Raw genomic sequence first — 14,686 nt, 5'->3', positions numbered from 1 at the left:
ATCATGAGCAGCCAACAACGAGAGGCGAAAGTCTACGTCAACGGGTCGTTGGTGGGGACACACCCCGATCCACACGAACTCGCAGAACAGATCCGCGAAGCACGACGCATCGGCGACGTCAGCGAGATGGTCAACGTCTCGGTCAAAGATCGCACCCGCGAAGTGATCGTCAACGCCGACGCGGGACGGGCCCGACGACCCCTGCTGGTCGTCGAGGACGGCGAACCTCGCATCGCCGATCAAGAGATCGAGGCACTCCACGAGGGGGACCTCGAGTTCGAGGACCTGGTCGATCACGGCTACATCGAGTTCATCGACGCCGAGGAGGAAGAGGACATCCTCGTCGCCGTCGACGAGGACGATCTCACCGAGAACCACACCCACCTCGAGATCGACCCGTCACTGATCTTCTCGATCGGTGCGGGGATGATCCCCTACCCCGAGCACAACGCCAGCCCCCGCATTACGATGGGGGCGGGGATGATCAAGCAGTCGCTCGGGCTGCCGAGCGCGAACTACCGGATCCGGCCGGACACGCGCCAGCACCTGCTGCACTACCCCCAGCTCTCGATGGTCAAGACCCAGACCACCGAGCAGATCGGCTACGACGAGCGGCCTGCGGCCCAGAACTTCGTCGTCGCCGTGATGAGCTACGAGGGGTTCAACATCGAGGACGCGCTGGTCATGAACAAAGCCAGCGTCGAGCGCGCGCTCGCACGCTCGCATTTCTTCCGGACCTACGAGGGCGAGGAACGGCGCTACCCCGGTGGACAGGAGGACCGCTTCGAAATTCCGAGCCAGGACGTTCGCGGTGCCCGCGGCGAGGAAGCCTACAACCACTTAGACGAGGACGGTCTCGTCAACCCCGAGACGAAAGTCGACGAGAACTCCGTCCTGCTCGGGAAGACGAGCCCCCCACGCTTCCTCGAGGAGCCCGACGATATGGGCGGCCTCTCGCCCCAGAAGCGCCGGGAGACCTCCGTCACCATGCGCTCGGGCGAATCCGGGATCGTCGACACCGTCACTCTCATGGAAGGCGAGGACGGCTCGAAGCTCTCGAAGGTCTCGGTACGTGACGAGCGGATCCCCGAACTCGGGGACAAGTTCGCCAGCCGACACGGCCAGAAGGGGGTCGTCGGCCACCTCGCGCCACAGGAGGACATGCCCTTCACCGAGGAGGGCGTCGTCCCCGACCTCGTCTTGAATCCCCACGCGCTGCCGTCGCGGATGACCGTCGGTCACATTCTCGAGATGATCGGCGGCAAACTCGGCTCGATGGAGGGCCGTCGCGTCGACGGGACGCCGTTCCTCGGCGAGGACGAGGACGAACTCCGCCAGGGGCTCGAGGACGCCGGCTTCAACTCCGCCGGCAAGGAGACCATGTACTCGGGCATCTCCGGCGAGAAGATCGACGCCGAGATCTTCGTCGGGGTCATTTTCTACCAGAAGCTCTACCACATGGTCTCGAACAAGCTGCACGCCCGCTCGCGCGGACCGGTGCAGGTGCTGACCCGACAGCCGACGGAGGGGCGCGCCCGCGAGGGCGGGCTCCGTATCGGGGAGATGGAACGCGACGTGTTCATCGGCCACGGGGCGGCCATGACGCTGAAGGAACGACTCCTCGACGAGTCCGACCGCGAGTTTATCCACGTCTGTGCGAACTGCGGGATGAGCGCGGTCGAAAACGTCGAACAACGGCGTGTCTACTGTCCGAACTGCGACGAGGAGACCGATATCCACGAGATCGAGATGAGCTACGCGTTCAAGCTCCTCTTGGACGAGATGAAGGCGCTGGGTATCGCACCGCGACTCGAACTGGAGGACGCCGTCTAACCCATGCAAGATACGACACCAAAAGACATCGGACGGATCTCCTTCGGGCTCATGGAGCCCGAGGAGTACCGGGAGATGAGCGCGACGAAGATCATCACCGCCGACACCTACGACGACGACGGGTTCCCCATCGACATGGGGCTGATGGACCCGCGTCTGGGCGTGATCGACCCCGGCCTCGAGTGCAAGACCTGCGGGAAGCATTCGGGCTCGTGTAACGGCCACTTCGGTCACATCGAACTGGCCGCCCCCGTCATCCACGTCGGCTTCACGAAGCTCATTCGGCGGCTCCTGCGAGGGACCTGCCGGGAGTGTTCGCGACTGCTCCTGACCGAAGACGAGCGCGGCGAGTTCCACGATCAACTCGAGGAGTCCCGGAAGCTGAGCCGGGATCTCAACGACGTGACCAAGGCCGCGATCCGGCAGGCCCGCAAGAAAGATCGGTGTCCGTTCTGTGGGGAGATCCAGTACGACATCGACCACGAGAAGCCCACGACCTACTACGAGGTCCAGCAGGTCCTCACCAGCGAGTACTCCCAGCGCATCGCCGGCGCGATGCAAGGCGACGAGGAAGCGGGCGTCGAGCGGACGACGCCGGACGAACTCGCCGAGAAAACGGAGATCGACCTCACTCGCGTCAACGAGATCCTCTCGGGCTCCTTCCGGCCGCGGGAAAGCCAGCGCAAGGCCATCGAGAAGGCCCTCGACATCGATCTCACCGAGGAGGATACGAACAAGCTGATGCCAAGCGACATCCGGGACTGGTTCGAGAACATCCCGGACGAGGACATCGAGGTACTGGGGATCAACCCCGAACGCTCCCGGCCGGAGTGGATGATCCTCACCGTCCTCCCCGTCCCGCCGGTCACCGCGCGGCCGTCGATCACGCTGGACAACGGCCAGCGCTCCGAGGACGACCTCACGCACAAGCTGGTCGACATCATCCGCATCAACCAGCGGTTCATGGAGAACCGCGAGGCGGGTGCCCCCCAGCTGATCATCGAGGACCTCTGGGAACTCTTGCAGTACCACGTCACGACGTTCATGGACAACGAGATTTCGGGGACGCCCCCGGCCCGACACCGCTCCGGGCGGCCCCTCAAGACCCTCTCCCAGCGCCTGAAAGGCAAGGAGGGCCGATTCCGCGGTTCGCTGTCCGGGAAGCGCGTGAACTTCTCGGCTCGTACCGTCATCTCGCCGGACCCGACCCTCAGCCTGAACGAGGTCGGCGTGCCCGACCGCGTGGCCAAAGAGATGACCCAGACGATGAACGTCACCGAGCGGAACCTCGAGGACGCTCGCCGGTTCGTCTCGAACGGTCCCGAGGGTCATCCCGGCGCGAACTACGTCCGGCGGCCGGACGGCCGCCGGCTGAAGGTGACGGAGAAGAACTGCGAACAACTCGCCGAGAAGGTCGAGGCCGGCTGGGAGGTCAACCGCCACATGATCGACGGCGACATCGTCATCTTCAACCGCCAGCCGTCGCTCCACCGGATGTCGATCATGGCCCACGAGGTCGTGGTCATGCCCTACAAGACGTTCCGGCTGAACACCGTCGTCTGTCCGCCGTACAACGCCGACTTCGACGGCGACGAGATGAACATGCACGCGCTGCAAAACGAGGAGGCCCGCGCCGAAGCGCGCGTCCTCATGCGCGTCCAGGAACAGATGCTCTCGCCCCGCTTCGGTGAGAACATCATCGGTGCCATTCAGGACCACATCTCCGGAATGTACCTCCTGACCCACGACAACCCCCGATTCAACGAAACGCAGGCACTGGACCTGCTGCGTGCGACCCGGATCGACGAACTCCCCGAACCCAGCGGCATCGACGACGAGGGCGAGCCGTTCTGGACCGGCTACGACGTCTTCTCCGAACTGTTGCCCGACGATCTCGATCTCGAGTTCACCGGCACCGTCGGCGACGAGGTCGTCATCGAGGACGGGCAGTTGCTCCAGGGCACGATCGCCGAGGACGAGGTCGGCGAGTTCGGCGGCGAGATCGTCGACACGATCACGAAGGTCTACGGCAATACCCGCGCCCGGATCTTCGTCAACGAGGTCTCGACGCTGGCGATGCGGGCGATCATGCACTTTGGCTTCTCGATCGGGATCGACGACGAGACCATCCCCGAGGAGGCCCAGGCCCGCATCGACGAGACGATCGACGACGCCAACGACCGCGTCGAAGAGCTGATCGAAGCCTACGACCGCGGCGAACTCGAGAGCCTCCCCGGCCGGACGATCGACGAGACCCTCGAGATGAAGATCATGCAGACGCTCTCGCGTGCGCGTGACAACGCCGGTAACATCGCCGACGAGCACTTCCAGGACGACAACCCCGCCGTCGTCATGGCAAACTCCGGTGCCCGTGGGTCGATGCTCAACCTGACCCAGATGGCCGGTGCGGTCGGCCAGCAGGCAGTCCGTGGCGAGCGTATCAATCGCGGCTACGAGGATCGAACCCTCTCTCACTACGAACCCAACGATCTCTCGGCAGAGGCACACGGCTTCGTCGAGAACTCCTATACGAGCGGCCTGACCCCGCGGGAGTTCTTCTTCCACGCGATGGGCGGCCGCGAGGGCCTGGTCGACACCGCAGTCCGGACGTCGAAGTCCGGGTACCTGCAGCGTCGGCTGATCAACGCCCTCTCCGAACTCGAGACCCAGTACGACGGCACGGTCCGGGACACCTCGGATACGATCGTCCAGTTCGAGTTCGGCGAGGACGGCACCTCGCCGGTCAAGGTCTCTTCCAACGAGGACAACGACATCGACGTCGAGCACATCGCCAGCCGCGTGCTCGACTCCGAGTTCGAGTCCGAGGAGGAACGCCAGGAGTTCCTCGGCTCCAAGCCGCGGCCGACGAACCTCTCCGAACACGCCGACGATCGTCTCGCCGAGGGCACGGGGGTGAGCTCCGATGACTGAAGTCGAGTACGACGTCGACGACGACACGATCGCGGTCGTCGAGGACACCGACCTGCCCCGCCGGCTCAAAAACGAGGTCTACGAGACGCTCGAGGCACGTGCGGGTGCGACGGTCGAAGAGGCCGACGAACTCGCGAAAGCCGTCGAGACTCGCTATCTCGACACGCGCGTCGACCCGCTCGACCCCGTCGGGACGGTCTCTGCCCAGTCGATCGGCGAACCCGGAACGCAGCTGACGATGAACACGTTCCACTACGCCGGCGTCGCGGAGATCGACGTGACCCAGGGGCTGCCCCGGCTCATCGAACTGGTCGACGCCCGGAAGACCCCGGACACGCCGATGATGACCGTCCACCTCGAGGGCGAGTACGCCACCGAGCGCGAGAAGGCCCACGAGGTCGTCTGGAACATCGAGGCGACCAAGATCCTCGCGCTGGGCGACGTTTCGACGAACGTCGCGGACATGCGCGTCCAGATCGCGCTCAACCAGGACACCCTCGAAGAGCGAATGATCACCGCAGAGGAAGTCGCGGAGATCATCGAGGACTCGCTGGGCGTCAACACGACCCGACAGGGGACCCGAATCGAGTTCGGCCCCGAAGAACCCTCCTACCGGGATCTCCTCCAGCTCGTCGAGGAGCTTCGCGAGATCACCTTCAAGGGGATCGAAGAGGTCTCGCGGGTCGTCATCCGCCGCGAAGAACTCGAGGACGGCGAGGAGTTCGTCCTCTACACCGAGGGATCGGCCTTCGGCGACGTCCTCGAGATAGAGGGCGTCGACGCCTCGCGGACGACGTGTAACAACATCCACGAGATCCACCGGAACCTCGGTATCGAGGCGGCCCGCGAAGCGATCATCGAGGAGACGAACAATACGCTTGCCGAGCAGGGGTTGGACGACGTCAACGTCCGCCACCTGATGTTGGTCGCGGACATCATGACCAACCGCGGCGAAATCGAGTCCATCGGCCGCCACGGCATCTCGGGGTCGAAAGACTCCGTCCTCGCTCGTGCGGCGTTCGAGGTGACCGTCAACCACCTGCTCAATGCTGCGATCCACGGCGAGATCGACGATCTGGATGGTGTGACGGAGAACGTCATCGTCGGCAAGCCGATCAAGCTCGGTACCGGTGACGTCGACCTCCGGATGGGGTCGACTACCTCCGGCAGCAGTCAGGCTGACTGATCGATGGGCGTTACCCTCGACGACGACGCCCGCCAGTATCTCGCCGCGTTCGAGGACGTGACGGGAGTCGACGGCCGCGATTGCCTCGTCACCGAGGACGGTGACAGGCTCTTGATCGTCGTCGAGCGCGGCGGGATGGGCGAAGCGATCGGCCCCGGCGGACGGACAGTACAGCGGTTCGAGGACCGGGTCGACGCACGGGTCCGTCTCGTCGAAGGCGCGGACGAACCGGAAACGTTCGTCGCGAACGCGCTCGCGCCGGCGGCGGTGTACAACGTCACGATTAGCGAGAACAACGACACCGTCGCCTACGTCGAGGTCGCGGAAGACGACCACGGCGTCGCGATCGGAACGGACGGACGAACGATCGACGCTGCACGGACTCTCGCGAACCGACACTTCGAGATCGACGACGTACAGTTGCTGTAGGCGACCAGTTGGTCAGCGCGCGGTCGTCGACGTCGTCCTCGTTGGATCACCCCCCGGTCAGGCCGAGTCGTCGTCCGACTCCTCCGATCGCCAGCCGACGCTGGTTTCACGCTCCTCGACGCGGACGAATTCCTCCTCGTTTAGCGACTGAATGACGACGGGACTCACTTCGATCGTCGCCGACGGCTGGTGGGTCGCGTCGGGAAACTGTGACCACAGTGACAGTAGCTCCTCGAGCGGTTCGTCAGTAATCGAGATCGAAAGCGGCTGCTCCTGGAGGAGCGGTGCGGGCGCGTCGCCGGGGTCGATGCGGCTGTTGTCGTGAAACAGCTGGAGGACCGCCCCGAGGAGGAGTTGGCGTTCGACGGGATCGGTCTGCCCCTCGTCGTCGTCCTCGCCGCCGTCGTCGACGGCGTACGCGGTCACGAGATATCGGACCGACAGCGCTAGCGGGCGATCCTGACGTGACTGCCCGTCGGTCGTTCGGCTAATCGATCCCATCGCGGCGTCCGTTTCGATCTGATACGGGTAGAGCACGACATCGACGCTCGAGAGGGAGTCGATATCAGCGGGGGAGGCCACTTCGATCCCGTTCGGATCGAGCGGACTCCGTGCGCCGGCGTTCGTCTTGATGAGTTCGACCAACACGTTGCTGACGTCCGCGATGGCGCTGTATGTCATCGGCTGAGTGCTACTGCAATGAGGGTGTGGCTCTATTAATTTTTATCGCTCTCGAGCGTATTCGAACGGGTCGTTGCAAGCGGCTCTAGTCGCGACTGATACGGTCTCCTGTCCGTCAGTGCCGGTGGGACCGGGACCGCTCTGCGGTCCCACCGGGACGTCGGGACAGCAAACCGTATGAAACGATTTACACACTGATCGCAACGCTGTCGTGCGATCAGGTGTGCAATGCCTTTCAGTTGCGAGTGTAGTCTGCGGTCCCTAGTTGCCGTGTCGCTCCCGGTGGAGCCGCTCTTTGGCTTCCCGCTCGGTCGGTCCCTGGAGGTACTCGAGGTAGGGCTCGAAGTCCTGCTCGCGGATGCGGCTGTTTCGATCCCGTTTGTACTCCTCGAGGGCTTCGACGACGTGGCGCATGGTGATGGTGTCGTCACCCCGATCGGCGACGTAGATAGCGACGTGTTTGGCGAGTTTCTCGATAGTACCGCCGCTGTAATCGAACGCCGCGAGCCACTCCCAGTCGATCCCCTCGAGGGGGCAGTCGTCGGGGAAGATCCCTTTCCAGATCTCCCCGCGCGCGTCTTCGTCGGGCTCGTCGAACCGGATCGAGTGAGTGATCCGGCGGGTAAAGGCCGTATCGATGTTCTGCGCGTAATTCGTCGTCAGGAAGATAACGCCGTCGTAGGTTTCGACTCGCTGGAGCAGGTAGTTCACTTCGACGTTGGCGTAGCGGTCGGTCGCGTCGCTGACCTCCGCCCGGTCGCCAAAGATCGAGTCCGCCTCGTCGAACAGCAAGATGGCGTTCGACTGCTCGGCGGCCCGGAAGATCCGTTCCAGGTTCTCCTCGGTCTCGCCGATGTACTTCGAGACGACCGTCGAGAGGTCGATCTTGTAGATGTCCATCCCGACGGCGGTGGCGAGCACCTCGGCTGCCAGCGTCTTGCCGGTTCCGGGGCGGCCCTTGAATAGCGAGACGATGCCCGCGTTGCCGTCGGCCTCCCTGAACCCCCAGTCGTCGTAGATCAGGCCCCGATTCGTGATGTGTGTCTCGAGTTTCCCCAGCTGGCGCTCGGTCCGCTCGTCGACCTCGATGTCGGCCCAGGTCTTCGAGGGCTCGACGTGCTGGGCGAGTTCCGCGAGTTCGCTGCTGGACTGGGCGCGACAGCCCGCCCGAACGTCCGCGAGGGTAGGGTCGTCGCCGCCGGCGAGCGAATCGGCGGTCGCAAGCGCCGCCTCGAGTTGGCCCTGCGTGAGATCGAACGTGCTGGCCATCGTCTCGGGCTCGAGGTCGGCCGGGAGGTCGTCGGTGCGGGCCGCCCAGAACTGGCGGCGCAGGGCGATCGAGGGACGGTCGAACTCGTGGATGGCGTCGACGCTGGCCCGCCGGCTTTCGGCGGGCGTCCACGACTGCTCGCCCGTGACGAACAGGTCGTTGTCGAACGCACGGAAGCGAGCGAGGACTCCCTCGAGGGAGTGATCGGACTGTCGGTCGGCGACGGTGGCCTCGTCGGCGTTGACGAGCTGGACCGGGACGTCCTGAATCGTCGCTTCGCGGACGAGTGCCTCGAGGGCATCGGCGGCGAGGACGGCCCGGAGATCCGCCTGGAGGTAGCGTTCGGACCGACAGCAGGCCTCGACGGCCCGGTCGACGCCGGACCCGGGCGGGCCACAGAAGTAAAACCGGCGGCCGGTCCCGTCCTCGTCTTCGGGCAGCGATGCCAGCGCTGCGCGACCGTCGTCGTCGATCAGCAGGTCCTCGAGCGTGGCCTCGGCGGTCGTCTCGGTCAGGTGCTCGTCGAGATCCGCCGGGCTGTGGGCGTCGATGGCCGCCTCGAGTGTCGGATCGATGCCGTCGTAGCCTTTGAGATACTCGAGGATGCGGTCGTCGACGCCGACCTGACGGTCCTGTGCCGATCGATCAGTTTCGGTCCTGATCTCGACGAGGCCGTGCTCGAGCAGCGGCGAGGTCCCGGCGAGCAGCGCGCCGGCGGCCAATCGCTGAGCCGGCGTGTGGCTGAACAGATCTTCGATGAGGCCGACGGTCGGCCGGTATTCGGCGACGTCGCCCTGGAGCGTACGCAACTCGTCGGCGATCGTGGTATCGATGTCCGGTGCGGCCGCTAGCAGGAGGACATCCAGATGTCGCCGCGAGAGATCGAAGGCGTCAGCGAGCACGCGAATCCGGAGAGGAACGTCGGGGGGTGTTGCGTCGACCCGCTGGCGAATCGTCTCGGTGAAGGTGTCGATTTCCTCGTGGGCATCGGAGTCGAGTCCGAGCGGCAGGCGGTCGGGTTGGCGAGCCAGCGTCGTGGAATCGGCAACTGTCTCGCTGCCGATGCTCTCGGTCGCCTGATAGTGGTCGAGAATTGATCTGATCCGGTCGAGTTCGTCGAGAAGATGCGCGTGTGTCGTATCGTAGGTCATTCCTGGTCACCGTCGAACCCGCCACAGTTACGTCAATTCGGTTATATCCATAGTGATCGCATACATGTATTAATTTACTGATGGCCGATTACAGAACACGCGATCAACTTGCTTCGTGATTCAGTTCTATACTCTCTTTCCAGAGATGGATACGAATCTCAGTTCTCGATTTTCTCACGAGTTCTTTTTGACCTAACTGGCCAAGATTTATAATTGTGGTATAGAAATATCATGCAAGAACAATTCATGGGGTTTCGGTCAAGCAGATCAGATACCGACGAGACGTCGTCCGCGGCGCCACTCGCACAACAGGGCACTGAAGCCGAGCGCGAGTCCGCCGCCAGCGGGGCTAGCCTCAAGCAGGAAGAGGCCGAGCAACGGTACAATCGCGATATCACCAGCCACGATCAACTGCTTCACCTCCAGCGCCTGGAGGAGCGCCACGGCCAGCAGTTCCAGCAGTGGGTCGACGAGGGAATCCCTCGAGAGGCGATGGGCGATCCCGAGGCAATGGCACAGTACCGGCAGGAAGGTGGCGCGACTGTAACGGCTAGCGCAGATAGCGCGGCTGTGCAACGGAGCTCGAGCGCCCCCGCGTCGGGTGCTTCCGACGACGCTCAGGCTGCAGTGCAGCAGGTCCTCGAGAAATCGGGCAACCCGATCGATCCCGACCTGACCACGCAACTCAACGAGCGGATGGACGCCGACTTCTGGGACGTCCGCGTTCACACGGGCTCGGAAGCGGCGGCGGCCTGTGACGCGATCGACGCTCGAGCCTTCACGTGTGGGTCTGACATCGTATTCAATTCCGGCGAGTACGAGCCCGATTCGCCCGAGGGCCAGTATCTACTCGCCCACGAACTCGCCCACGTCAAGCAGCAAAACGGCGGGGCCGAGGTCAGCATGATGCCACAAGCGGACGCCGAGTTGGAGATCGATCCCGATCCGCGACTCGAGCGGGAAGCCGACGACGCAGCGGCGAACGCGCTCGAGGATGGGCCTGTCGTGGTCAACCGGAAGGGAATCGAGACGCACATCCAGCGAATGCCCGACACTGACCAACTTCAGAACGCCCGTAAACAGGCTGCGTCCCGAAATGACGAGATGACACTCGCACAGACGGTGGAACAACTCGAGGATCGGGTGGCCTCGATCGAAGAGATTGTCAACGATGACGGATCGGTGATGAACAACGTAGGGAAAGCCATCTCACAGGGTGCTATCGGGGCGGTAGGGGGACTGATTGGAGCTGTTGCTGGTACTGGGATTTCGCCCGGCCTCGGTACTCTCGGTGGTGCTGCGGTCGGACAGGAGATGGCCAAGGGAGTGGCCGGCGATGTCACCAAGACGCTCACTGGCAAGGCCTACGACAAGGGAACGGATTTCGTCGCTGAGAAAGGCAACCAAGCTAGAGACTTCCTTGAACAACTTATTGAGGACAAGGTCGATGATCTTCTTGATGAGTCTGAACACCGCGGAAATACAAAGTTCAAGGGGTGATAAGTATGAACGCAGAATTCCTCGGTGAAGACGACGTTGATATTGGTGTGGAAGTTGTTGATAACAATGGCGCATCACATCATATAGAATTGCACAAGAACAGCGGTGAAATCTATGCTCACCACTGCGAATCCTATGCTGATAATCCCCAAAACCGGACTTCTAACGAAAACGAATACAACGAGCAAGCACGAAAGTTCGCCCAGTATTACGTCTACGCGGAGCAAGGATACGATACGGTGCCGTCGACGGACCATCCAGAACGCATTAACGCTGTCAGGCTCGCTATTCAGGATCTCGGCGACGACCGGTTTGACGACTTGTTTGGCGACCTCTACAGCCAGTTGCGGAGTTACTACGACTACGACGCCGAACGACCGATCCCTGTTCCACCGCTGGCAGCCGACTCTGACAGCGTTCTCTACCGCCAGAACGTCTATCTCGGGATCGATCCGCTCGAGACGGACGTAGCCGCCGAGGCCGAGGATATGGCAACGGTCTACGGACTGGAGCTATCGGAGACATCAGTCAAAGAGCAAGCGCTGGACGCACTGTCTCCGAGCGCGATCGCTGACTGGAAATCATTCGCCGCAGATCTCGTCGATGAGGCCGACGAGGAAGAGATCGATCTCGCTGAGGGTGCGTATATCGACGCCGTCTCACCGCTCTATACGTCGTATCTCGACAATGGTGGCGAGCAACATACTGCCGAGCCGGACACTGATCCGTTCGAGCGCGAACCTGACACACTAATCGAATTACCGCCGATCGATCCGGGCCCACTCGCGGAGTTCCGCGAGTACCTTGATCACCATCTCAAATGCCAAATTCGAGATTGCTTCGTCCGAATGGGTATTGAACCGCCCGAGACATTCCGTGTGCTCGGTAACGGCCGACTTGAAGCGACAGCCGCCTACAAACTTCTGGATATGTATCCCCGGTATCACGACCCCGAAGAACAGCAGCTACTCGGATAAGAAGTATCCCTGTCTGCCAGTCGAGACGGCATCCGCTCACACACGACTTGGCCCATGTCACGCAGCAAAACTGCAGTAAGGAGGGCAGCATAATGCCACAAGCGGATGCCGAGTTGGAGATCGATCCCGACCCGCGACTCGAGCGGGAAGCCGAAGAGGCAGCCCAGCAGGCGATGGCCGACGGCCCGGTGACGATCAATCGGATGGGGTCGGAGATGCACATCCAGCGATCGGCCAAAGGCGAAACTGAGTACGTCACCATGGACGAGGTCCTCGAGAGCGTCGACAACTACTATCGGGGACCCGTCCGTCGACACCCAGCACTTTACCCGTCAGGCCACCTATAGCGTCGTAGATGGGACAGGGAACGGAGTTCGGATTGGTCGACCTCGAGGAAGTCGATACCCCGGGGGACGAGTGGGAGGAGATCGACGTCTCGGATACCGAAGCGGATCGGATCGCCCGCAAGCGCGACCGCGAGTTCGAACAGTTCGAGGAACGCATCAAGGACGCAGACCAGTTCAAAGTCGAGCAGTCGGTGTTCGACGACGCGACCTTCGCGGCGCTGTACAAGCTGGTCCAGGACGGCTACGTCGAGGCCTTTGGCGGGCCGCTCTCGACGGGCAAGGAAGCCAACGTCTACCACGCCTTGGGCGACGACCGCGAGGTCGCGGTCAAGATCTACCGGATCAACGCATCGAACTTCCGACAGATGCGGGACTACCTCGAGGGGGATCCCCGATTCGAGGGGCTCGGCGGACAGAAGAAAGACGTCGTGCTCGCGTGGACGAAAAAGGAACTGGCGAATCTTCGACGAGCACAGGCTGCCGGGGTTCGGGTTCCGGAGCCACTCGCGACCGAGCGCAACGTGTTGGTCATGGAGTACATCGGGAACGCCGAGGGCCGCGCGAAACGGCTCGGCGAGGTCCACATCGAGAACCCACAAACCGCCTACGAGGTCATGCGCGAGTACATGCGCCGGCTCTACTCGGCGGGGCTGATCCACGGCGATCTGAGCGAGTACAACGTCGTCTTCGACGAGAACGAGGGGCAACTCGTGCTCATCGATCTCGGCCAGGCCGTCACGGTCCACCACCCCAACAGCCGCGAGTTCTTGGAGCGGGACTGCCGAAACGTGGCGGGCTTTTTTTCGCGGCAAGGTCTCGAGGTGGCTGAAGACGATCTCCTCGAGTTCGTCACGAGTCCGGAGCCGGATCCGTCTGGGGAGTGATTCGACTTGGCGACAGCCCGCCGAAATCTTCTTTACTGTCGGTTGAAAAGAGGGCGATAGTGACGTCCGCTCTCGGGTGGCAGTGGCGCTGGGATGCCCCCTCGAGAGCGGACAGTATCGTCGCGGCGGGCGACGTGGCCTAACCCGTCGACCCCGGCGACGGACGCTCCCTCCGCTCCTTTTCGTCGAATCGTCTTCCAGCCGCTGCAGCCGACCGATACGAATGACAGTGCCAGACGAACCCACAGACAGTACCGCTCGTACCGAATCGAACCCGTCCGCCGACCAGTTCACCGTCACTCCCTACGCCGTCGAGGGCGAGGTCGACTACGAGAAACTCCTCGAACAGTTCGGAGCCGATCGGCTTACCGACGGGCAGGTCGCTCGTTTTCCCGACCACCCACTGCTCCGTCGCCGAACGTTCTACGCGGGCCGTGACGTCGACCGGTATCTCGAGGCCGCCGAATCCGGTGCCCCACACGCGATCGTCACCGGGCGGGGGCCGTCGGGACCGATGCACCTCGGCCACGTCTTGCCGCTCTATCTCGCGAAGCGGTTTCAGGAAGAGACCGGCGCGACGGTCTCCATTCCGGTTTCGGACGACGAGAAGTTCCTCGCGAAGGAGCAGTCGTTCGCGGCGATCGGCGAACACACGCGCGAGAACCTCCGCGACGTGCTCGCCGTGGGGTTCGATCCCGAAAAGACGAGGATCGTCGTCGATACCGCCGATGCGGACGTGATCTACCCGATCGCCGTTCGACTCGCGAAGCATCTCACCCCGGCGACGGTCGAGGCGGTCTACGGCGAGCAGGATACCGTGGGCTTGCAGTTCTACCCCGCCGTACAGGCGACCCATCTCTTGCTCCCGCAACTCGTCGACGGTCGGCAGCCGACCCTTGTTCCCATCGCTGTCGATCAGGATCCCCACGTTCGGGTCTGTCGCGATATCGCCGCCAAGGAAGCGCTCCCCGTCGACAAACCCGGTGCCCTGCTCGGGCGATTCCTTCCCAGTCTCGAGGGGCCCGGGAAGATGAGTTCCTCCGGCGATGCGCCGTCGATCGAACTCACCGCCGATCCCGACACGGTCGCCGAGACGATCCGGACCCACGCCTACACTGGCGGCCGGGCGACCCTCGAGGACCACCGCGAGCGGGGCGGCGATCCGACCGTCGACGTCCCGTTCCAGTACTTACGGTTCTTCTTCGAACCCGACGACGCCGTCCTCGAGCGAATCGCGACCGAGTACCGGGCCGGTGACCTCCTCAGTGGCGAACTGAAGGAAATCGCTATCGATCGGATTACCGAGTTCCTCGACGCACACCAGCGCCGGCGCGCTGAACTGGGTTCGCTCGAGACCGAACTCGAGCCCTACCGGCTGACCGACGGAGAGCGACGGCTCGCACTCGAGCGAGCGGGCGTGTCGTCGCTCGAAACGTAGTTTCGAACCCACACGGGAGCGCTCCCTGTCTTCCCCGAACGCCTTAGTGGATCGCCATC

Annotated in this window: 11 protein-coding genes; 9 read left to right on the top strand and 2 right to left on the bottom strand. The window is 63.1% G+C overall.

The genetic code is table 11. The features are described from left to right. Positions 1-3 precede the first annotated feature (3 nt). Genes rpoB through CP557_RS15425 form a run of 4 tightly spaced genes read left to right on the top strand, consistent with a single transcriptional unit; the run spans position 4 to position 6,379 of the window. Positions 4-1,833 (top strand): DNA-directed RNA polymerase subunit B, encoded by a 1,830-nt coding sequence (rpoB, locus tag CP557_RS15440; protein ID WP_097380727.1) that lies wholly within the window; start codon positions 4-6, stop codon positions 1,831-1,833. Between the two features lie 3 nt (positions 1,834-1,836). Beyond that, complete coding sequence (locus CP557_RS15435; RefSeq protein WP_097380726.1) at positions 1,837-4,764, top strand: DNA-directed RNA polymerase subunit A'; 2,928 nt, start codon at positions 1,837-1,839, stop codon at positions 4,762-4,764. Continuing rightward, positions 4,757-5,950, top strand: coding sequence for a DNA-directed RNA polymerase subunit A'' (gene rpoA2, locus CP557_RS15430; protein ID WP_097380725.1), 1,194 nt, complete (start codon positions 4,757-4,759; stop codon positions 5,948-5,950). The genes CP557_RS15435 and rpoA2 overlap by 8 nt, the downstream gene beginning before the upstream one ends. 3 nt (positions 5,951-5,953) lie before the next feature. Next, complete coding sequence (locus tag CP557_RS15425; RefSeq protein WP_097380724.1) at positions 5,954-6,379, top strand: NusA-like transcription termination signal-binding factor; 426 nt, start codon at positions 5,954-5,956, stop codon at positions 6,377-6,379. Between the two features lie 57 nt (positions 6,380-6,436). Here the strand turns inward: CP557_RS15425 and CP557_RS15420 are convergent, their stop codons facing one another. Beyond that, positions 6,437-7,060 carry a DUF4255 domain-containing protein gene (locus tag CP557_RS15420; RefSeq protein WP_097380723.1) on the bottom strand — a complete coding sequence of 208 codons (624 nt, stop codon included), beginning with the start codon at positions 7,058-7,060 and terminating at the stop codon, positions 6,437-6,439. A 261-nt stretch (positions 7,061-7,321) separates the two neighbouring features. Further along, positions 7,322-9,481, bottom strand: a complete 2,160-nt coding sequence (locus tag CP557_RS15415) for an ATP-binding protein (protein ID WP_097380722.1) — start codon at positions 9,479-9,481, stop codon at positions 7,322-7,324. A gap of 231 nt (positions 9,482-9,712) precedes the next feature. On the opposite strand from CP557_RS15415, the gene CP557_RS15410 reads away from it, so the two are divergent. The 5 genes from CP557_RS15410 to CP557_RS15390 all read left to right on the top strand — a co-directional run bounded on the left by CP557_RS15410 (position 9,713) and on the right by CP557_RS15390 (position 14,627). Continuing rightward, on the top strand, positions 9,713-10,981 hold the full coding sequence (locus CP557_RS15410; RefSeq protein WP_245853034.1) for an eCIS core domain-containing protein: 1,269 nt from the start codon (positions 9,713-9,715) through the stop codon (positions 10,979-10,981). A gap of 5 nt (positions 10,982-10,986) precedes the next feature. Further along, positions 10,987-11,958 (top strand): hypothetical protein, encoded by a 972-nt coding sequence (locus CP557_RS15405; RefSeq protein WP_097380721.1) that lies wholly within the window; start codon positions 10,987-10,989, stop codon positions 11,956-11,958. A gap of 92 nt (positions 11,959-12,050) precedes the next feature. Beyond that, positions 12,051-12,305 carry a hypothetical protein gene (locus CP557_RS23405; protein ID WP_342746478.1) on the top strand — a complete coding sequence of 85 codons (255 nt, stop codon included), beginning with the start codon at positions 12,051-12,053 and terminating at the stop codon, positions 12,303-12,305. An 8-nt stretch (positions 12,306-12,313) separates the two neighbouring features. Continuing rightward, entirely contained in the window at positions 12,314-13,189 is an 876-nt protein-coding gene (gene rio1 / locus CP557_RS15395; RefSeq protein ID WP_097380720.1) for a serine/threonine-protein kinase Rio1, read from the top strand. 223 nt (positions 13,190-13,412) lie between these two features. Next, positions 13,413-14,627, top strand: a complete 1,215-nt coding sequence (locus tag CP557_RS15390) for a tryptophan--tRNA ligase (protein WP_097380719.1) — start codon at positions 13,413-13,415, stop codon at positions 14,625-14,627. Positions 14,628-14,686 lie beyond the last annotated feature (59 nt).

This window comes from Natrinema ejinorense (genome assembly GCF_002494345.1).
Taxonomy (GTDB): Archaea; Halobacteriota; Halobacteria; order Halobacteriales; family Natrialbaceae; genus Natrinema; species Natrinema longum.
The sequence above is the reverse complement of the archived record's forward strand: the minus strand, read 5'-3'. Positions and strand labels throughout refer to the sequence as shown.